Genomic DNA, 23,942 nt, shown 5'->3' on the forward strand with positions numbered 1-23,942 from the left:
TCAGGCCGCGCGCTGTGCCAGCGCGGCGGCGGCTTCCTCCATCAGACTGGCGATGATGTCGGCAACGGGCTCTTCCTTGGTCACCATGCCGACCGACTGGCCCGCCATCAGGCTGCCATGCTCGACATCGCCCTCGATCACCGCGCGGCGCAGCGCGCCCGCCCAATAATGTTCGATCTGCAATTGCGCCTCGCCCATCGCGATCGTGCCCTCGTCGAGCGCCTGCGCCACTTCGCGCTGCTTGGCGGTGAACAAATCGGCCCCGGCATTCTTCAGCGCGCGCACCGGGATGACGGGCAAACGCGGGTCGATCTGCACGCTCGCCACCGCATCGCGCGCCGAAGCGCGTAGGAAGGCCTTCTTGAAGTTCGGATGCGCAATGCTCTCGGTCGCGCAGGCAAAGCGCGTGCCGAGCTGCACGCCCGCCGCGCCCATGTCGAGATACGCGGCGATCGCCTCGCCGCGTCCGATGCCCCCCGCCACGAACACCGGCACCTTGTCGGCGACGTCGGGCAGGATTTCCTGCGCAAGCACGCTGGTCGACACCGGGCCGATATGCCCGCCCGCTTCCATGCCCTCGACGACCAGCGCGTCGACGCCCGAGCGGATCAGTTTCTTGGCGAGGCTGAGCGCCGGGGCGAAACAGATCAGCTTGGCACCCTTGGCCTTGATCGCGTCGATCGATCCCGCCGGGGGCAAGCCGCCGGCCAGCACGACATGGCCGACGCCGTGGCGACTGCACACTTCGATCAGATCGAACAGCGCGGGGTGCATGGTGATGAGGTTCACCCCGAACGGCTTGTCGGTCATCGCCTTGGTCGCGGCGATTTCGGCATCGAGCAATTCCGGCGTCATCGCGCCACAGGCGATCAGGCCGAACCCGCCCGCATTGGAAATCGCCGAGACGAGGTGCCGCTCAGACACCCATGACATCGCGCCACAGATGATCGCGGTCTGGCTGCCGAGAAAGGCGGTGCCGCGCGCCATGCGGCGCTGAAGACGCTCCGCGCCGGAAAGCGGAGCTACAATGGGGGTCGCTTGGGTCATGCCATCGTGCCTAGCCGCTACGGGCAAGACCATCTAGCCCCCTCCGACATTCCCCGATCAGCCGTTCACACCGGCGAAGCAAACGCTCGTCTTTTTCGACCGGCATTCGCTCCAGATCGGAGCAACCTCGCTCAATCATCGCAGCAAACCGTCAAATTGGTTCAGCAACACGGTGCAATAATCTTCATCCATAGTATGAGCGTCACGTCGCTTATAGGATGTTGCGATGACACTATCACCGACGCCTTCTACGCATCATATCTATTGATCGTCTTTCATCGGGATAGCGATCTACCGCCTAGACTGGCTGATCTGATACCTCTTGTCGCAAGTTAGTGATGTGCAGCGTATCCTTCTCGCAATGGAGACGATCATGCCTAGCCAATATACCATCTATCTGGTCAACCAGTCTTCCTCGACTCAGACATTCTGGTGCTTCCTCACCCGGCCTGCGGAAATCGCGAGCGATCCCAACGTCTTTGCCAATTCGAGCGCCTCGATCGCGATCGATTCGAACGATCCGAGCACGAATTACTTCGTCATTCCCGTGCAATATTCGGTCGGCGCTGGTGCGAGCAACAACGCCGTCGGTCTGGACGTTCAAGTCACTTCGACGATCTCGCAAAACAGCGAGCTCGCGCAGGTGTGGAACGCCGATTACGCCAACGCTCCGCCCAAAAAGGGGCCAAAACTGAACTTGGCGAGCACGTCGACCGGCCCGAACAGCATCAAACTCGTCACCAATTCCTTCAACCAGGAAGATAACGAAGCGCTGGGCTGGTACAGCAACCAGTCGTTCGGCATCCAGACGGCCAGCGGTTTCATGGGGATGACCTGGTCTCCCTCGCCCAACCAAAGCCGGACGCTGACGCCGAAGCTGAGCTTCTATATCAGCGTCGGATCATTCGGATCGTCGACCCTCGCCGACTGGACGCAAGTGAGCAACGACTCCGCCCAGGTCTCGGTCCCCGGCTCCTTCTCCGGCGGGGCCTGCACCGTAACGCTGCTGAACAACGGAAAGTGGAAGATCGCGCCGGGCAAGCCAGCCCAGTTCGCGTTGCTGGAAAACCTGGCTTTCCTGAAATCCGACGAGCATTCGCAGTTGATGGCGATGGCGTATCTGGAAGATGCCACGATCCAACAGGATACCGTGACGCAGGTTCACTGGGACACGGCGTCTGTGGCAAAGCTTTCCGCCGAAGAAGAAGCGGAAGGCTATGTCGCGAACACGTTCCTCACCGGGACGATCACCGTGGCGACAGCGTTGACGGCCGGATTTGCCTACTTCGTGGTGAGCGGGGTGCAATTCTCGATCACCAGCGTTAATGGTGCCACCACCGTGAACTTCAGCTATAGCGGTGCGCAATCGGCCGCCACCATCCAAAACCTTCTGGTCGCGGGCGCCCAGGCCATCTTTGGCGGCAACAGGCCCTGAAGGGCGCAACCGTCCGTGCGGCTCGGCAAAGGCGACATCCCGGTGAAAACCACCCCCTTCTCACCGACGCCCGCCGAGCTCGCACAGGCAAACCCGCGCTTCACCCCGGTGGCTGCAGACACGCTGTATGCAGCCACCGCATACCCGCCCACCACGACCGTCACCATCAAACCTGCACGGGATTACGCGATTGCGCTGGTGGCGACCTTCTTCCCCGCAAACATGGCGCAGCTTGGCGGGGAACGCATCGTCGCCGGACTGCAGACCGTCGACACCACCGTCTACATCGCCTTCAACCGCGATATGCCGGTGTCATGGTTCGCATCGATTTATAAGACGGGCGAGATCAGCCCCAATGCGGCGGCGTTTCCCTATTCCAGCGATGCCGACAGCTTCATACTGCCGCTCAACAAAGCGGTCACGCTCACCCATGATTCGGCCGGGTGGCACATCCCGAGCTATGATGCCACGCTCTACAAAGTGACCGTCGGCTTTGGCCTGGGCAGCGATCCGATCTTTTGTGCCTATGCACTGCAAGTCTCGCCCGTCAGCACCGCCGTGGTGGAAGCGGGCGGATTTCAGCTCGTCCGCAATGCGGGCGGGCAGGAGATCGGCGACGTCATCTCGGTGGCGGAGGAAGCCTGGTCGATGCCGATCGGCGGGCAATATATCCTGACCTTCGATGCTTCCGGCAACGGCACGCTCAGCACGCGCTGAGCGGGCCGTTTTCGCCGTTCAGGCGGCATCCTCGGCATCAAGGCCGTATGCCGTGTGCAGCACGCGCACCGCCAGTTCGGTATAATCCTCCTCGATCAGCACCGAGACCTTGATCTCGCTGGTCGAAATCGCCTGGATGTTGATGCCGCGCTCGCCCAGCGTCGAGAACATCGTGCTGGCGACACCGGCGTGGCTGCGCATGCCCACGCCCACCACCGAAATCTTGGCCACGCGCGTGTCATGCACCAGCGACACGAAGCCGATCTTCTCGCGCGCGGCGTTCAGCGCCTCGATCGAGCGCGCCAGATCGGCCGCCGGTACGGTGAAGGTGACGTCGGTCGAGCCTGCCGCATGGGCGATATTCTGGATAATCATGTCGACGTTGATGTTCGCCGCCGCGAGCGGCTCGAAGATCGACGCGACCGCGCCGGGCTTGTCCGGCACCGCCGTCAGCGTGATCTTGGCCTCGTTCTTGTCATGCGCGATGCCGGTGATTAGCTGGCTTTCCATGTCTGCAATCTCCTCTTCGCCCACGATCATCGTGCCGGGCAATGTATCCGCCATCGGTGCATCCTCGCCCGTGAAGGACGACAGCACTTGCACGCGCACGCCTTCCTTCATCGCGAGCCCGACCGAGCGTGTCTGGAGCACCTTGGCCCCGACGCTGGCAAGCTCCAGCATCTCTTCGTAGGTGACCTTCTTCAATTTGCGCGCACGCGGCACGATGCGCGGGTCGGTGGTGTAGACCCCGTCGACATCGGTATAGATGTCGCAGCGGTCCGCCTTCATCGCCGCGGCCATCGCGACTGCCGAGGTATCGGAGCCGCCACGGCCAAGCGTGGTGACGCGGCCATCGGCATCGATGCCCTGGAAACCGGGGATCACTGCCACTTCGCCCGCCGCAAGGCTGGTCTCCAGCGCTGCCATGTCGATTCCCTCGATCCGGGCCGAGGCGTGCGCGTCCGACGTGGCGATCGGCAATTGCCAGCCGAGCCAGCTGCGCGCCGGCACGCCCGCCGCCTGCAGCGCAATCGCCAGCAAGCCGCTGGTGATCTGCTCGCCCGCCGAGACGACCACGTCATATTCCTTGGGGTCGTAAAGCGACGAGGCTTCGCGGCAGAAGCCGACCAGCCGGTCGGTCTCGCCGGCCATCGCCGATACCACCACCGCGACCTGATTGCCCGCCGCGACTTCGCGTTTGACGCGCGCGGCAACGCTGCGGATCCGTTCGATCCCGGCCATCGAGGTGCCGCCGAATTTCATCACGATACGGGCCATGCGCAGCAGACATCCTTGAGCTGGGGCTTGGGCTATTGGGGGCGTCCTGATAGGAAGCACGCATGAAGAGCGCAACCGTAACGTCTGCAACCACTATCAACCCGGCCGAGGCCGCCCATTTCGGCGCGATGGCGGCGGAATGGTGGGATCCCAAGGGCTCCTCGGCGATGCTGCACCGCTTGAACCCGGTGCGGCTTCGCTATCTGCGCGAACGGATCGACGCGCACTGGCATGGCGATGAGACGGGCTTCACCCCGCTCGCGGGCAAGCGCGCGCTCGATGTCGGCTGCGGCGCCGGCTTGCTGTGCGAGCCACTGGCACGGCTGGGCGCAGACGTCACCGGGCTCGATGCGGCTGCGGAGAATGTCGCAGTGGCAAGCGCCCACGCCACGCAATCGGGCCTCGCGATCGATTATCGCACCGGCAGTGTAGAGGATCTGGACAGCGCGACCTTCGATCTCGTGACCAGCATGGAAGTGATCGAGCACGTTACCGACCCCGCCGCTTTCATTGCCGGGCTGGCGGGCGCGCTCGCGGAAGATGGCCTGCTGATCCTCTCCACCCCCAACCGCACCGCGCTGTCACGGCTCGCGCTGATCACGGTCGGCGAAGGGCTGGGGCAAATCCCGCGCGGCACGCATGACTGGGACAAGTTTTTGGTGCCCGATGCCCTGACCGAACTGGTCGAGGCAGCGGGGTTGCGCGTGGTCGATGTGCGCGGGCTTGGCTTCTCGGTCGCCAAGGGCTTCGTGCTGTCCGATGATACCAAGCTCGATTATTTCGTAACGGCGGTGCGGGCGTAACCCCTCCCCTCCCTGGAAGGGAGGGGCTGGGGGTGGGTGGCTCTCCGTGCTGGGCGACGGTCCGACCAACGGGCCGACCCACCCCGCCCCCTCCCTTCCAGGGAGGGGAGTCAGCGCTCGCTACAACCCCAGCCGTCGCTCCAGCCAGCGCGCCGCACCCTCGGGCGACACTTTGTTGCGGTCGCGATCGACCAGATAATTCGCCTCGCGCATCGCCGCGACCGGAATGCGCCCGACGAGCGGGGTGAGCGCCGCCGCCAGCCGCGCATCCTTCGCGCGCTTGGGTGCCAGCAGCAGGATCGCATCATAACCCGGAATCGCGCGGCGCGGGTCGGTGAGCACGGTCAAATGCTCCGCCGCGATCCGCCCGTCCGACGAAAAGGCCGAGATGACATCGGCCTGACCGCTCTCCAGCGCGCGATACATGAAGGTCGGGCTATAGGCATGCGTCGCGGCAAAGCGGATCGGATAAGCGCGTTGCACCGCCGCCCATTCGGGCCGCTCCAGAAATTCGAGATCGGAACCAAGCGTCAGCCCCGGCGCCGCGCGCACCAGATCGTCGAGCGAGACGATCCCCTTCGCCCGCGCCGCATCGCCTCGCATCGCAAAGGCATAGGCGTTCTCGAACCCCAAGGCACCGAGCAGCCGCACCCCTGAGGTCCGCGCACTCCAGTTGCCGATCGCCGCTACCATCGCGGGCCGCGCGGGCGTATCCCTGCGTCGCATCGCATTGGTCCACAGCGTCCCTGCATAATCGACATAGACGTCGATCGCGCCCGAGCTGAGCGCGCCATAGATCACCGCCGAGCCCAGCCCCTCGCGATATTCGACGCGGTAGCCCGCGCGTTCCAGCCGATGCCCGATCACGCGCGCGAGAATATATTGCTCGGAGAAATTCTTGCTGCCGATCACGATCGTCGGCGCACGCGGCACCGCCAGCGGCGCGAGCGCGGCCAGCACGGCGAGCAGCAGCACCGCGCCCGCGCCGTAAACCCGCCCCCGCCTGCGCGTCGCAATGCCGCGCTCGATCAGCCCAAGTAGCGCATCCACCGCCAGCGCCAGCCCCGCCGCGCTGACGCACCCCGCCAGCACCAGCGCCCAATTCTGAGTCTGCAACCCGGCGAAGATCAAATCGCCAAGGCTCGGCTGGCCAACCGTGGTCGACAGCGTCGCCGCACCGATCGTCCACACCGCCGCCGTGCGCACCCCCGCCATCAGCACAGGTGCCACCAACGGGGCCTCGACCAAGCGCAGCTTCTGCCATGCCGTCATGCCCATGCCGTCCGCCGCCTCGATCACCGCAGGGTCGATCCCGGCCATCCCGGTCACGCCGTTGCGCAGGATCGGCAGCAACGCATAGAGCGTCAACGCCAGCAGCGACGGCAAGAAACCGAGCGCGGGAATCCCGCCCCCGGCCAGCCCCGACACGAACAGCAACAGCGGATAAAAGAGCGCGAGCAGCGCCAGGCTCGGAATCGTCTGCACCAGACTGGCAAAGCCCAGCGCCACGCGCGCCACGCCCGGTCGCCGCGCCGACCAGATCGCCAGCGGCAGACTGATCGTCAACCCCAGCGCCAGCGCCGCCGCGGCGAGCAACAGATGCGCCGCCAGCAGTGGCGGCACGCGCGTCATCGCGTCGAGAAACGGGCTCATGCCCCCTCCTCCAGTGCGCGTAACCGGCGGGCCTGTTCGCTCGGTACCGCCACCAGCGCATCCGCCACCGCGCCGCCCTGCCCAGCGAGCAAGGCTTGCGGCGTGGCGTCCGCCACGATCCGTCCCGCGTCCATCACCAGCACGCGGTCGGCCAGGATCAGCCCCTCGGCCATGTCATGCGTCACCATGATCGTGGTCAGGCCCAGCCGGTCATGGAGCGCGCGCACCGCATTGCCAAGCTGATCGCGCGTCACCGGGTCGAGCGCACCGAACGGTTCATCGAGCAACAACAGCCCCGGCGCGGTGGCGAGCGCGCGCGCCACGCCGACGCGCTGGCGTTGCCCGCCCGACAGCGCATCGGGCATGCGCGCGGCGAAAGCCTGCGGCAAATCGACCAGATCGAGCAACGCCGCGACACGCGCCGCCGTGTCACGCTCCCCCGCCAGCCGCAGCCCGATCGCGACATTCTCGCCGACCGTCATATGCGGGAACAGCCCGATATTCTGAAAGACATAGCCGATCCGCCGCCGCAGCGCATATGCGGGTCCATCGGCAACGTCCGCACCGTCGATCCGCACGACGCCCGCACTCGGCACGATCAAACGGTTGATCATCTTCAGCAGCGTCGATTTGCCCGAGCCCGAACTGCCGACCAAAGCGACGAAAGCGCCGCCCGCAATCTCCAGCGAGACATCGTCCACTGCGACCGCGCCGCCGGAGTAGCGCTTGGTCACCGCGGCGAATGCCACGCTTGGGCCTGTACTGTGCGAATCCGCCATCGACGCGGACACTGGGGGAGGATACCGTTTGCGTCAAAGGGGAGAGGCACTATGGCCCAACAAAAGGCAATCTTCATCACGGGCGGCGGCTCGGGCATCGGGCAGGCAACGGCGCGGCTGTTTGCCGAGCGCGGCTGGCGCGTTGGCTTGGCCGATGTCAACACGACGGGCTTGCGCGAGACCGCAGCGATGCTGCCGGCCGGCATGGTCGAGACCTATCCGATGGACGTGCGCGACCGCGCCGCCTGGGTCGCCAGCCTCGATGCCTTTACCGCGACCACCGGCGGCCGACTCGACGTGCTGTTCAACAATGCCGGGATTGGCACCGGCGGGCCAATTATCGACATGACGTTCGACGACCTCGACCGCGTCGTGGCGATCAATCTGGTCGGTGTGCTCAATGGGGCCAAGATCGGCTATGCCTATCTCGCGCGCACGCCGGGATCGTGCCTGCTCAACACCGCCTCCGCCTCGGCCATCTATGGCTCGTCCGGGCTGTCGGTTTATTCCGCGACCAAATTCGGCGTGCGCGCGCTGACCGAAGCACTGGACGGGGAATGGTATAGCGCAGGCGTCAAGGTGCGCGATCTGGTGCCGAGCTTCATCGATACGCCGCTGCTCGCGGTCCCGGCGGGCACTTCCAATTATTCGATCAAGCAAGTCGTCACCAATGCCGGGCTCGAACTGACCGGGGTCGATGCTGTGGCGCAGGCCGCATGGGACGCCGTGCATGGCGACAAGGTCCACACCTATGTCGGCAAGACCGCCGACCGTATGGCCTTTGCCGCCCGCTGGCTGCCCGGCCGCCTGCGCAAGATGATGCGCCGCGGGATCGCGACGTCAGCCGACTAAAAGGTCGATCGCTTCCGCCAGCGCCACGTCCTTATGCGACAGCCCGCCTGCATCATGCGTGGTCAGCAGCACATCGACGCGGTTCCACACATTGGACCATTCGGGGTGATGATCGGCCTTTTCCGCGAGCAAGGCGACGCGCGTCATGAAGGCGAACGCCTCGCTGAAATCGGCGAAGGTGAAGGTGCGGGTGATCGCATCGCGCGCTTCGTCGAAATCCCATTCGTCGAGCGCGTCGAGCGCCTCGGTCCGTTCGTCTTCGCTCAGTGGTTCAACGCGCACCGCTTGCTCTCCTGCTGGCGCACCGTGCGCCTTCGCCGTAAGGCATAGAGGATGGTGCAGGCCGATCAACCTTCGGGCCCGACTTTTGGCCCCGCCGCCGCTGCCGTCGCCCCCGGCACGGGCGACGCGCTCGCCTTTCGCGATGTCACCTGCGTGCGCGGCGGGCGCGTGCTGTTCGAACGCCTGTCCTTTGCGGTGCCACCGGGCGGCGCGGCGTTGGTCACCGGCCCCAACGGCATTGGCAAATCGAGCCTGATCCGCGTTGCCGCTGGGCTGTTGCGGCCCGCCAGCGGCGCGATTGCGGGAACGGCACCACGAACGCTGATGGCCGAAGCCGCCGCGCTCGATGCCGCGCGCCCCTTGCGCGATGCGCTCGGCTTTTGGGCGGCGCTGGATGCCGACCCAGCCGATCCGCACGGGCGCGTCGCCCAGGCGCTTCATGCGGTCGGCCTGTCCCACATCGCCGAAGTGCCGGTGCGCCTGCTCTCGACCGGCCAGCGCCGCCGTGCAGCACTGGCCCGCGTCGTGGCAAGCGGTGCGATGGTGTGGCTGCTCGACGAACCCGCCAATGGCCTCGACGTGGCGAGCGTCACGGTGCTCGAACACTTGATCGCGGCGTACCGCAGGCGCGGCGGCGCGGTGCTGGTCGCGACGCATTTGCCGATCGCCTTGCCCGATGCGCAGACGATCTCGCTGCTATGACCGGGCTTGGCGCGCTCATCACCCGCGACGTGCGCATCGCCTGGGCCAGCGGCGGGGTGGTCAATGCGCTCGCTTTCTTTCTGCTCGTCACCATCCTGTTTCCCTTTGCGGTCGGGCCCGACACGGCGTTGCTGGCGCGGATCGGCGGCGGGGCGATCTGGGCGGCGGCGCTGCTGGCGGCGTTGATGCCGGTCGAGCGGCTGGTCGGCCCCGATGCCGAGAGCGGCGTGCTCGATCAGTTGAGCGTGCGCGGTTTTTCGATGCCGGTGGTCGCGGCGGCGAAGATCGTCGCGCATTGGATCAGCTTCGGGCCACCGTTGCTGCTGGCGACGGTGATCGCGGCGGGATTGCTGGGTTTGTCGACGCAAACGCTGGGCATGGTCGAGCTTGGGCTGCTGATTGGCACGCCGGGGCTGGCGGCGCTGGCGGTGGCGACCGCCGCGCTGGTGACCGGGCTGCGCGGCGCAGGCTCGGTCGCGGGGCTGGTGATGCTGCCACTTGCCGTGCCGCTGCTGATTTTCGGCGCGGGCTCGATCGATGGCGGCGTCGGCGCGCTCAAACTGCTCGGCGCGGTCAGCCTGATGCTAGTGGCGGGCGCGCCGTTCGTCGCGGGCGCGGCGATGCGCGGCACGTTGGACTAAGCACTCCAGCCCGACCGGTGCCGTCGATTAAGCCCGGCGGCCAAAAAAATTCTGAAAAAACTGTCATGTGGGGCGGGGGCGGGAAACATTTGCGACAAACCATCGTTACACAATCCCAACGATGTTAAGCCCGCGTCCCCCCGCCTCCCATATCCTGGCCTATGCCCAGACGCTGGACGGCGGCGGCGTGGAAAAGGCGCTGCTGCGGCTGGTGCGCGGCTGGAGCGATCTCGGGCGCCGCGTCACCTTGGTTCTTGGCGACAGCACCGGCCCGCTCGCCCGCGATGTGCCGGCCGCCATCGAAACGCGTATTCTGGGTCGTCCTTCGATGATCGGCATGGGCAGCCTCGCCAGCGTGACCGAAGAGATCGCGCCGGACGTGCTGTTTTGCCCAGGCAACCACTATTCCGCGCTCGCCGCCTGGACCAAGATGCGGCTCGGGCGGCGCTGTCCGCCGATCGTGGCGAAGATCTCCAACGCACTGGTACGGCGCGATCATGGCGCGGCCTTTGCCGCCGCCTATCGCACCTGGCTGCGCTGGCATCCGCATTTTGTCGACGAACTGGTCGCGATGAGCCCGGCGATGGCCGACGAGGCGCGGATCGAAATGGGCGCGCGGCCGGAAATGCTGCACGTCATCCCCAATCCACCGCTCCGCCCAGTGCTTGGGGCGAGCGTTCCGGCGCTCCCGAATGGGCGCTTGCTTCTCGGCGTTGGGCGGCTCGCGCCGCAAAAGCGCTGGGATCGGCTGATCGACGCTTTCGGCCAGATGGCGCAGCGCGATTTGAGCCTGGTGATCATCGGCGAAGGCAATGAGCGGGCTGCGCTCGAAGCGCACATCGCGCGCCTCGGCCTGCACGGTCGCGTGCTGCTGCCGGGGCACGTCGCCGACCCGACGCCAATCCTGGCGCGCGCGGCGGCGCTGGCGCTGGTGTCCGATTTCGAGGGGGTGCCGGGCGTGTTGCGCGAGGCGCTCGCGGTGGGCACGCCCGTGGTGACAACCGATTCAAGCGTCGCCGTGCGGGAAATCGTGACCCATCCGTCGCTCGGCAGCATTGTCCCGCCGGGCGATGCGGCGGCCTTGGTGGCGGCCCTCGACCATTGGCTGGTTCCCGGACGGGCGCGCCCGACGCCGGTCCCCCAACCCGGCGAAAATGCCGCCGCCGCTTACCTCGATCTGTTCGATCGCGTCGTGCTCGACCGCCGGGTCAAGCTTGCGGCTTGACCCGATCGGGGTGCGCCGCCGCGATTTCGGCCACATTTGCGGCTGCTTTATCAGCGGCCAGCAGGCGTGGGAACGCATCGAGCGGCACCGAGAAACGCCGGGCATTGTAAAGCTGCGGCACTAGACAGACGTCGGCGAGATTCGGTGTATCGCCGCCCAGAAAGGGCCCCGACGCGGACGCGGTCATCGCCTCCAGCGCGGTGAGGCCTTCGACCATCCAATGTACATACCACGCCTCGCGCGCGGCCTGATCCGCGCCGAACTGGCTGGTCAGCCGGTTGAGCACGCGCAGATTGTCGATCGGATGAAGATCGGCGGCGATCACCAGCGCCTGCGCCAGCACCGCCGCGCGCGCGGCCGGGCCTGACGGCACCATTGGCGGCTCTTTGTGCATCGCGTCGAGATAATCGATGATCGCGAGGCTCTGCGTCAGCACTGCGGTGCCAATGTCGAGCGCGGGCAGCAGCCCTTGCGGATTGCGCGCGAGAAACGCCGCTGATCGCTGTTCGCCCTGCGTCAAATCGATCGCGACGCGCTCATACGCGACGTGCTTGAGATTGAGTGCGATCCGCACGCGATAGGCGGCTGAGGACCGCCAATAATCGTAAAGGACCGGCGTCACGCCGCGTCCGCGCTTTCGTCTTGCGCCTCGGCTTCCGAGCTGCGCTCCAGCGCCACCTTGATCATCGCGGTCAATGGATCGGCCAGCGTCAGCCCCAGCACGCCAAACAGCGTTCCCGCCAGAATCTGCATCGACAGTGTCAGCGCGGGCGGCAAATCCACCGTGCGCCGCGCCACCATCGGGATGACGACATAGCCATCGAGCGTCTGGATGAAGACATAGATGGCGATCGCCCAGAAGCCGGTGTGCATCCCCGCGCTGAACCCGACCGCGACCATCAGTACGCCGCTGGTGATCGCCCCGATATTGGGGACGAACGCCAGAATGCCAGTGATGATGCCCAGCACCAGCGCCATCGGCACGCCCGCCAGCGCCAGCGCGATGCCCGTCATCACGCCTTCCAGCGCCATGCCGAACAACCGCCCGGCGAGCAGCCGCCGCATCGTCGTCGCCATCTGCTCGATTGTGCCGGCAAAGCGCGCGCGCTGGTCGCGCGGGACCAGCCATTGCAGCCCGCTTTCATACAGACGCGGTTCCATCGCGATGAACAGGCCGATCACCAGCACCATGACGAGGCTGGCCAGCGCGCCAAAAGCGATACCGAGATAAGAGGTGAGCTTGCCGAACGAGCCCAGCGCCTGCTGCGCGATGCCGTTGAGATCAGCCTTGCCGGGCATGATGCCGATGCGCGACGCCCAATCCATCAGCTTGGTCGCCTGCGTCATCAAGGTGCTGCGCAATTGCTGAACCTGTTCGGTGATGCCTGCACCCGTCAGGTACATCACGCCCACAATGAACGCGACGGTCAGCACCACCACGATCAGCAACCGCCACGGCCGCCCGATTGGCAGCACACGGCGCAGCAACCGCACGCCGCCGTCGAGCATCGAGGCGAAGACGAGCCCGCCGAAGATGATCAGCAGCGGCTGTACCAGCAGCACCACCAGCGCGATCGCGCCCGCAAGGCCGAGCCAGATCGTCGCGCGCTTCAGCTCCTGCCGCACGAACGGATCGCGCAGTTCGTTGGGGGCCGGTTCGCTGACCAGCTCAGGCTTCGCGCCCTGGCTCATTTATCACGCTCGGCATGAAGCGAGGTGCCGGCGCGCCCGCCCCGGAAGGATTGTCCCCAGGTCAGCGGATTCCAGCTCCCCAGCCCGGTCTTGGAGAAGGTGATGAACTCGGCGCGACCGCCGAGATATTCCCACGGCACCGGCCCACCCAGGCCCTGCTCGGCCAGGCTGAAGCGGCTGTCGGCACTGCGATCGCGATTGTCGCCCATCAGGAAGACATGCCCCGGCGGGATCAGCGTTTCGGGATAATTGTCGCCGGGCGACGGCCCCAGATCGACCGTCTCATAATGCCGCCCGTTCGGCAGCGTTTCGGTGTAAAGCGGCAGGCGGCAATAATTCTTGCCGTCCGCCCCGGTGTGAAGCGCGCCGGGATATTGCAGCGGATCGCAGGTCACGCCGGGTTCCGACACCAGTGGCGCGCCACCATAATTGGGAATGTCGACATAATGCAGCGGCCCGCGCTTCAACGGCACGCCGTTGAGGATGACGATGCCGTCGCGCACCGCGATGCGGTCGCCCGGCAAGGCGATCAGCCGCTTGATATAATCGGTCTCGGTGCCGGGCGGGGTGACGATCACGACATCGCCGCGCTCGGGCAATTGCCCGAGCAAGCGGCCATGGATGAAGGGCAGCACATGGAAGGTCGGCGAGACGAACGACCAGCCATAGGGGAATTTGCTCACCACCAGCTGATCGCCGACCAGCAGCCCCGGCAGCATCGATTCCGACGGAATATAAAAGGGCTTGGCGATAAAGGTGTGGAAACCCAGCACCGCCAGGATCAGCCAGAAGATGCCGCGCAGCTCGGACGCCCAATCGGTCTTGGCCGGTTTGGTGGGAGAAGCCGTGGCGCGCTCGCTTTCGCCGGGCTCCCCGGCTTCGGTCGTGCTCAGCGCCAAGTCGTCCTTCATGTCTCGTCCTTCGGGCGCTCAGCCACCGCGCGCGCTTCAAGGACGACCAGCGCCTGTGCCCAGGGATGGTCGTCGGTCATCGTCAAATGTACCACCGCGACGTGGCCGTCGGGCGTCAACGCGTCAAGCCTCGCCTTGGCCCCACCGGTCAGCAGCAAGGTCGGCGCGCCCGAGGGGGCGTTGACCACGCCAATGTCCTTCATGAACACGCCGCGCTTGAATCCGGTACCGACCGCCTTGGAAAAGGCTTCCTTGGCGGCAAAGCGTTTGGCCAGCGTGCCCGCCTTGGTGAACGGGCGTCGCGCCGCCTTGGCGCGCTCCACCTCGGTGAACACGCGCTGCTCGAAACGGTCGCCGAAGCGGTCGATCGACGCCTGAATGCGCTCGATATTGCACAGGTCGGAGCCGAGCCCGATAATCATACGATCCCTCTCCCACCGGGAGAGGGAGGGAGCCGCGAAGCGGCGGAAGGGTGAGGGTGACAGGAGTGGTACGTGGCCGCCTTCACCCTTCCCACGCCTGCGGCGCGGGCCCAGTTTCGGGTGAACAGTGCCCCGCGCTGTTCAGGTCGTGCCGGGGGCACGACCGACCCGAAGCTCCTCTCCCGATGGGAGAGGGATATCACCGGGCCGCGTCCATCGCTGCGCGCATTTGCTGCACGCTGGTCGCCAGCCCGACGAACAGCGCCTCGCCGATCAGGAAATGCCCGATATTGAGCTCGCGCACTTGCGGGATCGCCGCGATCGGCGCGACATTGGCATAGGTCAGTCCGTGCCCGGCATGGACCTCAATCCCGTTACGCGCGGCCAGTGCCGCCGCATCCGACAAGCGACGCAATTCGACCGCCTGCGCTTCGCCTTCGAGTTCGGCGTAGCGACCGGTATGCAGTTCCACCACCGGTGCCCCCAGACGAATCGCTGCGTCGATCTGCCGCGCATCGGCCTCGATGAACAACGACACGCGGATACCCGCCTCACGCAGCGCGGCAACCAAAGGGGCCAGCGTGTCGAACTGACCCGCCGCATCCAGCCCGCCCTCGGTCGTCCGCTCCTCACGCTTTTCGGGCACGATGCATGCCGCATGGGGCCGATGCCGCAAGGCGATCGCCAGCATTTCGTCGGTTGCCGCCATTTCCAGGTTGAGCGGGATCGTCAATTCGGATGACAGCCGCGCGATATCGTCGTCGGTAATGTGCCGCCGATCCTCGCGCAGATGCGCGGTGATGCCGTCCGCACCCGCTTGCGCCGCCAGCAACGCCGCGCGCACCGGATCGGGATAGCCCGACCCGCGCGCATTGCGGACGGTGGCGACATGGTCGATGTTGACGCCGAGGCGCAGGGCCTTGCTCATGCCGCGCGGCTCCCCGGCTTGATCGCGGGAATCGCCGCCAATTCGGGCGGCAGCGAATCGGCGGCATAGGTCGGCACGTCGAGCCGGATCAGCGGGAAGAACGGCACGCCCAGATCAGCGGTCCCGTTCGAGCGATCGACCAACGCCGCCGCCGCCACCGTCTCGCCGCCCGCGCGCGCAATCGCGGCGATCGCCTCGCGCGAGGAAAGCCCTGTGGTAACAACGTCTTCCATCATCAACACCGGGGTGCCCGGATCGAGCCGGAAACCGCGGCGCAGCTCAAACACGCCCTCTGGCCGTTCGAGGAACATCGCGGGCACGCCCAGCGCGCGCGCCATTTCATGTCCGGCAATCACCCCCCCCATAGCGGGCGACACCACGGCGGCGATGCGATCGCGAATCTCGGCCGGGATGCGTACGGCCAGCGCCGTCGCCAGGCGGCTGCCCCGCGCCGGATCCATCAACACGCGCGCGCATTGCAAATAGCGCGGCGAGCGCAGGCCGGACGACAGGATGAAATGCCCCTCCAGCAACGCCTCGGCGGCGCGGAATTCGCCCAGAACATCGTCGTCGGTCATCGTGGTGGTCATCACTTCTGGTCCTGCGGAATGGGATGCCTGATTAGGGTCCGGGGGGCGCTGGTGCAACGATTGCGCCAAAAAAGGTGCCGCGCGGCTTGAGGCCCCGGCATCGCCTGCGTATAGACACAGGATAGAGGGCACATATCTGCCCCATCCTGCCCCGCACGATCGGGGCGATTGATAGGGGTAGACGCAGGGGATGCACATGATCGGGATCAAATCGATCGTACTGGCAGCTGGGCTGGCGATGTTGAGCGTTGGGGCGGCGCAAGCGGCACCCGCTGCGCCAGCCACAAAGGCTGTGGCGGCCGCACCCGCCGCAACGGTGTCGCAGGATCCGATGCTCGCGGTCGACGGCGCGCCGGCCATGGCGATCGACCCCAAGGTCGGCCAGCCGGTTGACGGACTCATCACCATCCAGCCGCAAGTCACCCCCAATGGGCAGCAGGCGCTGTGGTTTCACAACACGCTGCTGATGCCCGTTATTACCGGCATTTGTATCCTGGTGCTGGTGCTGCTCGGCTGGGTGGCGCTGCGTTATCGGCGTGCGGCCAATCCGGTCGCCTCGAAGACGTCGCACAACACCATTCTCGAAGTGTTGTGGACCGGTATTCCGGTGCTGATCCTGCTCGGCCTCGCTTTGCCGTCGATCGGCTTGCTTCAGGCGCAGTACAAGCCCGCGCCCAAGAATGCGGTGACGCTGAAGGCGATCGGCAACCAATGGTATTGGACCTATCAATATCCCGATCATGGCGGGTTCGAGATCACCTCGAACATGCTCAAGGAAGCGGGGGAAATCGGCAAGGGCGAACGCGCACGGACCGCGATCGACGGCCCGCGACTGCTCGCTACCGACAATCGCGTGGTGCTGCCGGTCGGCGTGCCGATCCGCCTGATCACCACCGCCAATGACGTGATCCACAGTTGGGCAATCCCCGCCTTCTGGATCAAGCTCGATGCAGTGCCCGGCCGCCTGAACGAAACCAGCTTCACGATCAACAAGCCCGGCGTCTATTTCGGCGTCTGCTCGGAACTGTGCGGCGCGCGGCATGGCTATATGCCGATCACGGTCGAGGCGGTCAGCCCGGCGGTGTTCGCGCAGTGGATCAAGGCCAAGGGCGGCACCATGCCGGGTGCCGCGCCTGCGCCCGCCGCCGCGCCCGCCACCGCCACCGCTTCGATTGCCACCCCAGGCGCACCGGCCCCGACCGCTGCCGTCGTCACCGCTGGACAATAAGCCATGACCGACACCGCCCTCACCCCCAGCGCCTTCGAGGCGCATCATGATGACGCCCACGCGCATGACACGCATGAAATGTCGTTCTTCGCGCGCTGGTTCATGTCGACCAACCACAAGGACATCGGCACGCTGTACCTGATCTTCGCGATCGTCGCGGGGATCATCGGTGGCGGCATTTCGGGCCTGATGCGCGCCGAACTGGCGCAGCCGGGCATTCAATATCTCGGCTATTGGGCGAGCTTCCTGCCCGGCGGCGAGCAGGGCCTCGACCATTCGCTGCACCTGTGGAACGTCCTGATCACCGCGCACGGCATCATCATGGTGTTCTTCATGGTCATGCCCGCAATGATCGGCGGCTTCGGCAACTGGTTCGTGCCGATCATGATCGGCGCGCCCGACATGGCCTTCCCACGGATGAACAACATCTCGTTCTGGCTGCTCATCCCCGCCTTCACGCTGCTGCTCGCCTCGCCCTTCTTCGGCGGCGCGGGTAACGGCTGGACGCTCTACGCGCCGCTCTCGACCTATGGCGAGCCTGGCCCCTCCACCGACATGGCGATCCTCGCGCTGCACTTGGCCGGTGCCTCGTCGATCCTCGGCGCGATCAACTTCATCACCACCATCTTCAACATGCGCGCGCCGGGCATGACGCTGCACAAGATGCCGCTGTTCGTGTGGTCGGTGCTGGTCACTGCCTTCCTGCTGCTGCTGTCGCTGCCGGTGCTGGCTGCGGCGATCACGATGCTGCTGACCGATCGCAATTTCGGCACCACCTTCTTCGATCCCGCCGGTGGCGGCGACCCGATCCTGTACCAGCATCTGTTCTGGTTCTTCGGCCACCCCGAAGTCTACATCATGATCCTGCCGGGCTTCGGCATCGTCAGCCAGGTGATCTCGACCTTCTCGAAAAAGCCCGTCTTCGGCTATCTCGGCATGGCGTACGCGATGGTCGCGATCGGCGTGGTCGGCTTCGTCGTGTGGGCGCACCACATGTTCACGACGGGCCTCAGCGTCAACACCAAGATGTACTTCACCGCCGCCACGATGGTGATTGCGGTGCCGACCGGCATCAAGATCTTCTCCTGGATCGCGACGATGTGGGGCGGCTCGCTCACCTTCAAGACGCCAATGCTGTGGGCGATCGGCTTCATCTTCATGTTCACCGTCGGCGGCGTCACCGGCGTGGTGCTCGCCAATGGCGGCATCGACGATTACATGCAGGACAGCTATTATGTGGTGGCGCATTTCCACTATGTGCTGTCGCTGGGCGCGGTCTTCTCGCTCTTCTCGGGTTTCTATTACTGGTTCCCGAAAATGACCGGCAAGATGTACAATGAGTTTCTCGGCCAGTTGCATTACTGGGTCTTCTTCGCCGGCGTGAACTTGCTGTTCTTCCCGATGCACTTCCTCGGCCTGCAGAACATGCAGCGCCGCGTGCCGGATTACACCGATGGCCTCGCGCATTGGAACTGGGTCGCCAGCATCGGCTATGCCGTCATGGCGGTCGGGATGGGTGTGTTCTTCGTCAACCTGATCTGGTCGTTGCTCGCGGGCAAGAAGGCGGGCGACAATCCGTGGGGCGAAGGCGCGACCACGCTCGAATGGACGCTGTCGAGCCCGCCACCTTACCACCAGTTCGAAACGCTGCCCAAGATCGATTGATGTAATCCCCCTCCCGCGTGCGGGAGGGGACGTTTCTTTTTCCCCTCCCGCTTGCGGGAGGGGCTAGGGGAGGGCCATGAACGCCCACCCGACACCGCCCTCCCCCAACCCCTCCCGCAAGCGGGAGGGGAGGATCGATTCCATGACCACTGCCACCATGCCGAGCACCACCCTCCCCGCCGACTGGCGCGATTTCTTCGCGCTGACAAAGCCGCGGGTGATGCGTTCGGTCGTGCTGACCGGGCTGTGCGGCATGCTGGCCGCGCCGGTGCATTTGCCGTTCGCGCTCGGCTTCACCGCCATCCTGTGCATCGCGCTGGCGGCGGGTGCGGCGGGCGCGCTTAACCAATGGTATGAATCGGATATCGATGCGCTGATGAAGCGCACCGCCAAGCGCCCGCTGCCCGCGGGCAAGATGGACCGCGAGACCGCGCTCCATTTCGGCGTCGGGCTGGGCGTGTTCTCGGTGCTGCTGATGGGCCTGGCGATCGGCCTGCTCGCGGCTGTTCTGCTGGCGGTGTCGATCCTGTTCTACGTCCTGATCTATACCGTCGGCCTCAAGCGGCTGACCCCGCAGAACATCGTCATTGGCGGGGCCGCCGGGGCCTTTCCGCCGCTGATCGGCTGGGTCGCCGCCACCGGCAGCCTTTCAACGCTGCCGCTGCTGATGTTCGCGATCATCTTCCTGTGGACCCCACCGCATAGCTGGGCGCTGGCGCTGCTGATTCGCGACGATTACGCCAAAGGCGGCGTGCCGATGCTCCCGGTGGTGGCGAGCGCCGCCACCACGCGCTGGCAAATGCTGTTCTACGCGGTGCTGATGGCCGCTGCCGCCGTTTCGCCTTGGGCGCTCGGGCTGGCCGGGATCCCCTATGGCGCGGTCGCTACGATCGGCTCGGCGGTGTTCCTCGCCCTCACGCTCTGGGTCGTGGTCGCGCGGGCGGGCACGCCCGCCGAAATGAAGGCCGAACGCTTCCTGTTCGTCTATTCGATCGGCTATATTCTGATGATCTTTATCTCCCTCGCAGTCGATCGGCTCATCGCATGACCCCGGACCCGCACAGCGACCTCGTCCGCAAGCGCCAGCGCAGCCGCGCCACCGCGCTCGCTTTGCTGCTCGGGGCGTTCGTCGTTTTGGTGTTTGCGATCAGCATCGCCAAGATCCAGGCGGGGATGCCGCACTGATGGTGATCGACCGCAAACTGCGCACGGCGTTGTTCGCGGTCGCGGGCATTTGCTTCATGAGCGGGCTCGGCTGGGCGAGCATCCCGCTCTATCGCCTGTTCTGCCAGGCGACCGGCCTCAACGGCACCACGCAGCGCGGGCTGGTCGCGCCGGGCGCGGTCAACCGCCAGATCCGCATCGATTTCGACACCAATGTCGCCCCGCACATGCCGTGGAAGTTCGCGCCCGAGCATCCGTCCGAAACCGTCGATATTGGCGGGCGCGACATGGCGTTCTTCACCGCGACCAACACATCAGACCATCCGATCACGGGCACCGCGACCTACAACGTCACCCCGGCGCAAGCGGGCAAATATTTCACCAAAATCCAGTGCTTCTGTTTCACCCAGCAAACGCTGAAACCGGGCGAAACCGCGCGCATGCCAGTGATCTTCTTCGTCGACCCGAAGATCCTCGCCGATCCGGATGCGAACGACGTGCAGACGATTACACTCAGTTACACTTTTTACCCGGTGGATTCCACCAAAGCCAAGAGCTAGAACCGAACGACAAAAGAGGACGAGGGACAGATGGCCGGCGCCAAGAACCACGATTACCACATCCTTCCCCCCAGCATCTGGCCCTTGGCCGGGGCGATGGCGGCGCTCGCCATGGCATCGGGCGGCATCATGTGGATGCATTCGGCGGCCGGGGGCGGCGCGGTCTTCTTCGCTGGCGTCGCGGGCGTGCTGGCGGTGATGTACGGCTGGTGGCGCCAGGTCATCCTCGAGGCGCATGCGGGCGACCATACCCCGGTCGTGCAGTTGCACCTGCGCTACGGCATGATCCTGTTCATCGCCTCCGAAGTGATGTTCTTCGTCGGCTGGTTCTGGGCCTTCTTCGATTTTTCGCTGTTCCCCGCGCACATCGTCTACGATTCGGTGACCAAGACCGCTTCGGTCGCCGCCGATGTGGCGGCGCAATGGCCGCCCAAGGGCCTGGAAGTCATCGACGCCTTCCGCTTCCCGCTGCTCAACACGCTGATCCTGTTGACCAGCGGCACCACCATCACCTGGGCGCACCACGCGCTCATCCATGGCGACCGTGACGGCCTGAAGAAGGGCCTGTGGGTCACGATCATCCTGGGCCTGCTGTTCAGTTCGATCCAGGCCTATGAATATGCCGACGCGCCCTTCCCCTTTAAGGGGCTGAACTATGGCGCGTCCTTCTTCATGGCGACCGGTTTCCACGGCTTTCACGTGATGATCGGCACCATCTTCCTGATCGTGTGCCAGATCCGCGTCTATCGCGGCGATTTCACCCCGCAGCAGCATTTCGGCTTCGAAGCCGCCGCCTGGTATTGGCATTTCGTCGACGTGGTGTGGCTGTTCCTGTTCGTCTCCATCTATGTCTGGGGTGGCTGGGGCGCGCCCATCCACGCCGGCTGATCGCGATCCGATGACCGAAGTGCGGGCCGAGGCCGTAACGCCGACGCCCGAACCGGCCCCCGTGCCCGCCGCGTTCAAGGGCCTGTGCCCACGCTGCGGCGCACCGGGCCTGTACAAGGGCTGGCTCGCTTTTGCTGATCGCTGCCCGGCATGCGGGCTTGATTACACCCGCTTCAATGTCGGGGACGGCCCCGCCGCGCTGCTGGTGCTGCTGCTCGGCGCGATCGTGGTGGGCGCAGCGATCACCATCCAATTGACGCTCGCCCCGCCAATCTGGCTTCAACTCATCCTCTGGGTGCCGGTGACCATCGCCGCGGTGATCGGTGCCTTGCGCGTCGCCAAGGCCGCCTTGCTCGGCTCCGAATATCGCACCGCCGCGCGCGAGGGGTGCATAACCCCAGGCACCCCCAAACCATGAAGCGCATTCCCGTTCTGCCGACCCTGCTCGTCGCCCTCGCCATCGCCGCGATGATCGGGCTCGGCATCTGGCAATTGCAGCGCCGCGCCGAGAAGGAAGCGCAGCTCGTCCAGTACGCCCGCAACATCACGCTGCCGCCAATCGCCTTCCCGCGCATCCCGGTCGATGAGGATGGCAGCCTGCTGTTCCGCCGCGCCAGCGCCTTCTGCCTGGAGCCGGTCAGCTTTCGCATCGAAGGCGGGCGCAATGCGCGCGGCGGCACCGGCTGGCGACAGATCGCCGAATGCCGCACCGGCGCGGAAGGGCCGGGCTTCACCGTGCAGATCGGCTTCGGCAATGACCCGCACGCCAAGCCGAACTGGAAGGGCGGTCCGGTGCGCGGCTATATCTCGCACCTCCCCGGCCATGCCCCATTGATCGCCTCAGCACTCGGCGCTGCCCCCAAGATGCTGATGCTCGTCGCCGATCCCCCCGCCGCCGGGCTCGACCCCAATCCCGCGCCCGATCTGTCGGCGGTGCCCAACAATCACCTCGCTTATGCGGTGCAATGGTTCATCTTCGCCGGACTCGCCGCCATCATCTATGCGCTGGCGCTCCGGCGGCGGACGGTTGCCCCGGCGGCTCCACCTCGCTAACCGCAGGGGTCATGCGCTACACAAGCACGCGCGGCTCCGCGCCCACCCTCGATTTCCGCGACGTCACGCTCGCGGGCCTGGCCAAAGACGGCGGCCTCTATCTGCCCGAAAGCTGGCCACGCTTCTCGACCGAGCAGATCGCGGCGTTGCGCGGCCTGTCCTATGTCGACACCGCCGTCGCGGTGATGCTGCCCTTTGTCGAGGGCACACTCAGCGAAGCCGATCTGCGCGACCTCTGCACCCAGGCCTATGGCCGCTTCGCCCATGCCGCCGTCGTGCCGCTGGTCCAGCTCGATCCGCAAAACTGGCTGCTGGAGCTGTTCCACGGCCCGACGCTCGCCTTCAAGGACGTCGCGCTGCAATTGCTCGGGCTGCTGTTCGAGCGCTTCCTCACCGGCAGCAGCCAGCAAGTCACCGTGATCGGCGCGACCTCGGGCGATACCGGCTCCGCCGCGATCGATGCGCTGGCGGGACGCGCCGGGGTCGATGTGTTCATGCTCCACCCCAAGGGCCGTGTGTCGGAGGTGCAGCGCCGCCAGATGACCACCGTCATCGCCCCCAACATCCACAATATCGCGCTGGAGGATGCCAGCTTCGACGATGCGCAGGCGCTGGTGAAGGCGATGTTCAACGACGAGGCTTTCTCGAGCAAATTCGCGCTGTCGGCGGTCAATTCGATCAACTGGGCGCGGCTGATGGCGCAAGTGGTCTATTATTTCTACGCCGCAGTGCGTCTGGGCGCGCCCGAGCGTCCCGTCGCCTTTTCGGTGCCGACCGGCAATTTCGGGGACGTGTTTGCAGGCTATGTCGCCGCCAAGATGGGCCTGCCCGTCGCCAAATTGATCGTCGCGACCAACGTCAACGACATCCTCCACCGTGCGCTCAGCGCCGGCGATTATTCGCAAGGTATCGTCGTGCCCACGCCGAGCCCGTCGATGGACATTCAGGTGTCGAGCAATTTCGAGCGGCTGCTGTTCGATCTCGGTGGCCGCGACGGTGCCGCGCTCGCCGAGCAGATGCGCGGCTTCGAAGCAACCAAGGCAATGCGGCTGACCAACGCCCAGCGCGAAGGCGCCGCCGCTTTGTTCGGCAGCGACCGCGTCGATCTGGACGACATGGCGCTGGCGATGCGCTGGGCCTATGAAGCGAGCGCGCAAGTCATCGATCCGCACACCGCGATCGGCCTCGCCGCCGCACGCCGTGCCGGGCTTCCCGTCGATGTGCCGGTGGTGACACTGGCAACCGCCCACCCCGCCAAATTCGGCGACGCGGTCGAACGCGCCACCGGCCAGCGCCCCGCGCTTCCCGCCCGCATCGGCGATCTGCTCGATCGCGAGGAACGCTACGCCTCGCTGCCGGGCACGTTCGAAGCGGTCACCGCCTATATCGCCGACCGCGCGAGCGCGCGGTGAGCGTGGTCACGCCCT

Annotated in this window: 27 protein-coding genes; 16 read left to right on the plus strand and 11 right to left on the minus strand. The window is 65.8% G+C overall.

The window, feature by feature from the left end; genetic code table 11:
* The gene (locus ON00_RS08825; protein WP_010405086.1) at positions 1 to 987 is read right to left on the minus strand and encodes an NAD(P)H-dependent flavin oxidoreductase; all 987 of its coding nucleotides are present in this window, start codon (positions 985 to 987) and stop codon (positions 1 to 3) included.
* A 421-nt stretch (positions 988 to 1,408) separates the two neighbouring features.
* Here ON00_RS08825 and ON00_RS08830 point away from each other — a divergent pair, with 421 nt between their 5' ends.
* Together ON00_RS08830 and ON00_RS08835 are read left to right on the plus strand one after the other, a co-directional pair.
* The gene (locus ON00_RS08830; RefSeq protein WP_010405087.1) at positions 1,409 to 2,482 is read left to right on the plus strand and encodes a hypothetical protein; all 1,074 of its coding nucleotides are present in this window, start codon (positions 1,409 to 1,411) and stop codon (positions 2,480 to 2,482) included.
* Between the two features lie 42 nt (positions 2,483 to 2,524).
* Positions 2,525 to 3,199, plus strand: a complete 675-nt coding sequence (locus tag ON00_RS08835) for a hypothetical protein (protein WP_040601984.1) — start codon at positions 2,525 to 2,527, stop codon at positions 3,197 to 3,199.
* An 18-nt stretch (positions 3,200 to 3,217) separates the two neighbouring features.
* Here the strand turns inward: ON00_RS08835 and ON00_RS08840 are convergent, their stop codons facing one another.
* Positions 3,218 to 4,477: an aspartate kinase gene (locus ON00_RS08840; protein ID WP_010405089.1), complete on the minus strand. Its 1,260-nt coding sequence runs from the start codon at positions 4,475 to 4,477 to the stop codon at positions 3,218 to 3,220.
* A gap of 62 nt (positions 4,478 to 4,539) precedes the next feature.
* Between ON00_RS08840 and ubiG the strand changes: the two genes are divergently transcribed.
* Positions 4,540 to 5,280, plus strand: a complete 741-nt coding sequence (ubiG, locus tag ON00_RS08845; RefSeq protein ID WP_010405091.1) for a bifunctional 2-polyprenyl-6-hydroxyphenol methylase/3-demethylubiquinol 3-O-methyltransferase UbiG — start codon at positions 4,540 to 4,542, stop codon at positions 5,278 to 5,280.
* A 120-nt stretch (positions 5,281 to 5,400) separates the two neighbouring features.
* Here ubiG and ON00_RS08850 read toward each other — a convergent pair whose 3' ends face one another.
* Positions 5,401 to 6,933, minus strand: a complete 1,533-nt coding sequence (locus ON00_RS08850; protein WP_010405092.1) for an ABC transporter permease/substrate-binding protein — start codon at positions 6,931 to 6,933, stop codon at positions 5,401 to 5,403.
* A complete protein-coding gene (locus ON00_RS08855) occupies positions 6,930 to 7,712 on the minus strand; it encodes an ATP-binding cassette domain-containing protein (protein ID WP_029622574.1) in 783 nt (260 codons plus the stop codon). The genes ON00_RS08850 and ON00_RS08855 overlap by 4 nt, the downstream gene beginning before the upstream one ends.
* A 51-nt stretch (positions 7,713 to 7,763) precedes the next feature.
* Between ON00_RS08855 and ON00_RS08860 the strand changes: the two genes are divergently transcribed.
* Entirely contained in the window at positions 7,764 to 8,564 is an 801-nt protein-coding gene (locus ON00_RS08860) for an SDR family oxidoreductase (RefSeq protein WP_010405097.1), read from the plus strand.
* Here ON00_RS08860 and ON00_RS08865 read toward each other — a convergent pair.
* On the minus strand, positions 8,553 to 8,846 hold the full coding sequence (locus ON00_RS08865) for a 4a-hydroxytetrahydrobiopterin dehydratase (protein WP_010405099.1): 294 nt from the start codon (positions 8,844 to 8,846) through the stop codon (positions 8,553 to 8,555). The genes ON00_RS08860 and ON00_RS08865 overlap by 12 nt on opposite strands.
* Positions 8,847 to 8,897: 51 nt before the next feature.
* Here ON00_RS08865 and ccmA point away from each other — a divergent pair, with 51 nt between their 5' ends.
* The 3 genes from ccmA to ON00_RS08880 all read left to right on the plus strand — a co-directional run bounded on the left by ccmA (position 8,898) and on the right by ON00_RS08880 (position 11,414).
* The gene (gene ccmA / locus ON00_RS08870; RefSeq protein WP_010405101.1) at positions 8,898 to 9,548 is read left to right on the plus strand and encodes a heme ABC exporter ATP-binding protein CcmA; all 651 of its coding nucleotides are present in this window, start codon (positions 8,898 to 8,900) and stop codon (positions 9,546 to 9,548) included.
* A complete protein-coding gene (locus ON00_RS08875; RefSeq protein WP_010405103.1) occupies positions 9,545 to 10,189 on the plus strand; it encodes a heme exporter protein CcmB in 645 nt (214 codons plus the stop codon). The genes ccmA and ON00_RS08875 overlap by 4 nt, the downstream gene beginning before the upstream one ends.
* Before the next feature lie 121 nt (positions 10,190 to 10,310).
* Positions 10,311 to 11,414 (plus strand): glycosyltransferase, encoded by a 1,104-nt coding sequence (locus ON00_RS08880; RefSeq protein ID WP_010405105.1) that lies wholly within the window; start codon positions 10,311 to 10,313, stop codon positions 11,412 to 11,414.
* Here the strand turns inward: ON00_RS08880 and maiA are convergent.
* From maiA to pyrE, 6 genes are all read right to left on the minus strand, one after another.
* A complete protein-coding gene (gene maiA / locus ON00_RS08885; protein ID WP_010405107.1) occupies positions 11,398 to 12,036 on the minus strand; it encodes a maleylacetoacetate isomerase in 639 nt (212 codons plus the stop codon). The genes ON00_RS08880 and maiA overlap by 17 nt on opposite strands.
* On the minus strand, positions 12,033 to 13,106 hold the full coding sequence (locus ON00_RS08890; protein WP_010405109.1) for an AI-2E family transporter: 1,074 nt from the start codon (positions 13,104 to 13,106) through the stop codon (positions 12,033 to 12,035). Before ON00_RS08890 ends, maiA begins: the two co-directional genes overlap by 4 nt.
* Positions 13,103 to 14,017, minus strand: a complete 915-nt coding sequence (lepB, locus tag ON00_RS08895) for a signal peptidase I (protein WP_010405110.1) — start codon at positions 14,015 to 14,017, stop codon at positions 13,103 to 13,105. Before lepB ends, ON00_RS08890 begins: the two co-directional genes overlap by 4 nt.
* Positions 14,014 to 14,439: a holo-ACP synthase gene (gene acpS, locus ON00_RS08900; protein WP_010405111.1), complete on the minus strand. Its 426-nt coding sequence runs from the start codon at positions 14,437 to 14,439 to the stop codon at positions 14,014 to 14,016. The genes lepB and acpS overlap by 4 nt, the downstream gene beginning before the upstream one ends.
* Before the next feature lie 199 nt (positions 14,440 to 14,638).
* Positions 14,639 to 15,367, minus strand: a complete 729-nt coding sequence (locus tag ON00_RS08905; RefSeq protein ID WP_010405112.1) for a pyridoxine 5'-phosphate synthase — start codon at positions 15,365 to 15,367, stop codon at positions 14,639 to 14,641.
* Positions 15,364 to 15,945 (minus strand): orotate phosphoribosyltransferase, encoded by a 582-nt coding sequence (gene pyrE / locus ON00_RS08910; protein WP_010405113.1) that lies wholly within the window; start codon positions 15,943 to 15,945, stop codon positions 15,364 to 15,366. Before pyrE ends, ON00_RS08905 begins: the two co-directional genes overlap by 4 nt.
* A gap of 208 nt (positions 15,946 to 16,153) precedes the next feature.
* Here pyrE and coxB point away from each other — a divergent pair, with 208 nt between their 5' ends.
* From coxB to thrC, 9 genes are all read left to right on the plus strand, one after another.
* Positions 16,154 to 17,185 (plus strand): cytochrome c oxidase subunit II, encoded by a 1,032-nt coding sequence (coxB, locus tag ON00_RS08915; RefSeq protein ID WP_010405114.1) that lies wholly within the window; start codon positions 16,154 to 16,156, stop codon positions 17,183 to 17,185.
* Positions 17,186 to 17,188: 3 nt separating this feature from the next.
* Positions 17,189 to 18,850: a cytochrome c oxidase subunit I gene (gene ctaD / locus ON00_RS08920; protein ID WP_010405116.1), complete on the plus strand. Its 1,662-nt coding sequence runs from the start codon at positions 17,189 to 17,191 to the stop codon at positions 18,848 to 18,850.
* Positions 18,851 to 18,992: 142 nt separating this feature from the next.
* Positions 18,993 to 19,898, plus strand: a complete 906-nt coding sequence (locus ON00_RS08925; RefSeq protein WP_029622576.1) for a heme o synthase — start codon at positions 18,993 to 18,995, stop codon at positions 19,896 to 19,898.
* On the plus strand, positions 19,895 to 20,035 hold the full coding sequence (locus ON00_RS20880) for a hypothetical protein (protein WP_010405120.1): 141 nt from the start codon (positions 19,895 to 19,897) through the stop codon (positions 20,033 to 20,035). Before ON00_RS08925 ends, ON00_RS20880 begins: the two co-directional genes overlap by 4 nt.
* Positions 20,035 to 20,574, plus strand: coding sequence for a cytochrome c oxidase assembly protein (locus ON00_RS08930; RefSeq protein WP_010405123.1), 540 nt, complete (start codon positions 20,035 to 20,037; stop codon positions 20,572 to 20,574). The genes ON00_RS20880 and ON00_RS08930 overlap by 1 nt, the downstream gene beginning before the upstream one ends.
* A gap of 30 nt (positions 20,575 to 20,604) precedes the next feature.
* A complete protein-coding gene (locus ON00_RS08935; RefSeq protein WP_010405126.1) occupies positions 20,605 to 21,462 on the plus strand; it encodes a cytochrome c oxidase subunit 3 in 858 nt (285 codons plus the stop codon).
* Between the two features lie 10 nt (positions 21,463 to 21,472).
* Entirely contained in the window at positions 21,473 to 21,880 is a 408-nt protein-coding gene (locus tag ON00_RS08940; protein ID WP_010405128.1) for a DUF983 domain-containing protein, read from the plus strand.
* A complete protein-coding gene (locus ON00_RS08945; protein ID WP_010405130.1) occupies positions 21,877 to 22,515 on the plus strand; it encodes an SURF1 family protein in 639 nt (212 codons plus the stop codon). Before ON00_RS08940 ends, ON00_RS08945 begins: the two co-directional genes overlap by 4 nt.
* An 11-nt stretch (positions 22,516 to 22,526) precedes the next feature.
* On the plus strand, positions 22,527 to 23,927 hold the full coding sequence (gene thrC / locus ON00_RS08950) for a threonine synthase (protein WP_010405132.1): 1,401 nt from the start codon (positions 22,527 to 22,529) through the stop codon (positions 23,925 to 23,927).
* The last annotated feature ends 15 nt before the right edge of the window (positions 23,928 to 23,942 follow it).

The sequence above is a fragment of the Sphingomonas echinoides ATCC 14820 genome, from assembly GCF_000241465.1.
Classification (GTDB): Bacteria; Pseudomonadota; Alphaproteobacteria; order Sphingomonadales; family Sphingomonadaceae; genus Sphingomonas; species Sphingomonas echinoides.

What these genes read in the sequence shown, in the direction of transcription:
- ON00_RS08825 (WP_010405086.1), bottom strand. Translation starts at nt 987, where the DNA reads ATGGCGCGCGGCACCGCCTTTCTCGGCAGCCAGACCGCGATCATCTGT.
- ON00_RS08830 (WP_010405087.1), top strand. Translation starts at nt 1,409, where the DNA reads ATGGAGACGATCATGCCTAGCCAATATACCATCTATCTGGTCAACCAG.
- ON00_RS08840 (WP_010405089.1), bottom strand. Translation starts at nt 4,477, where the DNA reads ATGGCCCGTATCGTGATGAAATTCGGCGGCACCTCGATGGCCGGGATC.
- ubiG (WP_010405091.1), top strand. Translation starts at nt 4,540, where the DNA reads ATGAAGAGCGCAACCGTAACGTCTGCAACCACTATCAACCCGGCCGAG.
- ON00_RS08850 (WP_010405092.1), bottom strand. Translation starts at nt 6,933, where the DNA reads ATGAGCCCGTTTCTCGACGCGATGACGCGCGTGCCGCCACTGCTGGCG.
- ON00_RS08855 (WP_029622574.1), bottom strand. Translation starts at nt 7,712, where the DNA reads ATGGCGGATTCGCACAGTACAGGCCCAAGCGTGGCATTCGCCGCGGTG.
- ON00_RS08860 (WP_010405097.1), top strand. Translation starts at nt 7,764, where the DNA reads ATGGCCCAACAAAAGGCAATCTTCATCACGGGCGGCGGCTCGGGCATC.
- ccmA (WP_010405101.1), top strand. Translation starts at nt 8,898, where the DNA reads ATGGTGCAGGCCGATCAACCTTCGGGCCCGACTTTTGGCCCCGCCGCC.
- ON00_RS08875 (WP_010405103.1), top strand. Translation starts at nt 9,545, where the DNA reads ATGACCGGGCTTGGCGCGCTCATCACCCGCGACGTGCGCATCGCCTGG.
- ON00_RS08880 (WP_010405105.1), top strand. Translation starts at nt 10,311, where the DNA reads ATGTTAAGCCCGCGTCCCCCCGCCTCCCATATCCTGGCCTATGCCCAG.
- ON00_RS08890 (WP_010405109.1), bottom strand. Translation starts at nt 13,106, where the DNA reads ATGAGCCAGGGCGCGAAGCCTGAGCTGGTCAGCGAACCGGCCCCCAAC.
- lepB (WP_010405110.1), bottom strand. Translation starts at nt 14,017, where the DNA reads ATGAAGGACGACTTGGCGCTGAGCACGACCGAAGCCGGGGAGCCCGGC.
- acpS (WP_010405111.1), bottom strand. Translation starts at nt 14,439, where the DNA reads ATGATTATCGGGCTCGGCTCCGACCTGTGCAATATCGAGCGCATTCAG.
- ON00_RS08905 (WP_010405112.1), bottom strand. Translation starts at nt 15,367, where the DNA reads ATGAGCAAGGCCCTGCGCCTCGGCGTCAACATCGACCATGTCGCCACC.
- pyrE (WP_010405113.1), bottom strand. Translation starts at nt 15,945, where the DNA reads ATGACCGACGACGATGTTCTGGGCGAATTCCGCGCCGCCGAGGCGTTG.
- coxB (WP_010405114.1), top strand. Translation starts at nt 16,154, where the DNA reads ATGATCGGGATCAAATCGATCGTACTGGCAGCTGGGCTGGCGATGTTG.
- ctaD (WP_010405116.1), top strand. Translation starts at nt 17,189, where the DNA reads ATGACCGACACCGCCCTCACCCCCAGCGCCTTCGAGGCGCATCATGAT.
- ON00_RS08925 (WP_029622576.1), top strand. Translation starts at nt 18,993, where the DNA reads ATGACCACTGCCACCATGCCGAGCACCACCCTCCCCGCCGACTGGCGC.
- ON00_RS20880 (WP_010405120.1), top strand. Translation starts at nt 19,895, where the DNA reads ATGACCCCGGACCCGCACAGCGACCTCGTCCGCAAGCGCCAGCGCAGC.
- ON00_RS08930 (WP_010405123.1), top strand. Translation starts at nt 20,035, where the DNA reads ATGGTGATCGACCGCAAACTGCGCACGGCGTTGTTCGCGGTCGCGGGC.
- ON00_RS08935 (WP_010405126.1), top strand. Translation starts at nt 20,605, where the DNA reads ATGGCCGGCGCCAAGAACCACGATTACCACATCCTTCCCCCCAGCATC.
- ON00_RS08940 (WP_010405128.1), top strand. Translation starts at nt 21,473, where the DNA reads ATGACCGAAGTGCGGGCCGAGGCCGTAACGCCGACGCCCGAACCGGCC.
- ON00_RS08945 (WP_010405130.1), top strand. Translation starts at nt 21,877, where the DNA reads ATGAAGCGCATTCCCGTTCTGCCGACCCTGCTCGTCGCCCTCGCCATC.
- thrC (WP_010405132.1), top strand. Translation starts at nt 22,527, where the DNA reads ATGCGCTACACAAGCACGCGCGGCTCCGCGCCCACCCTCGATTTCCGC.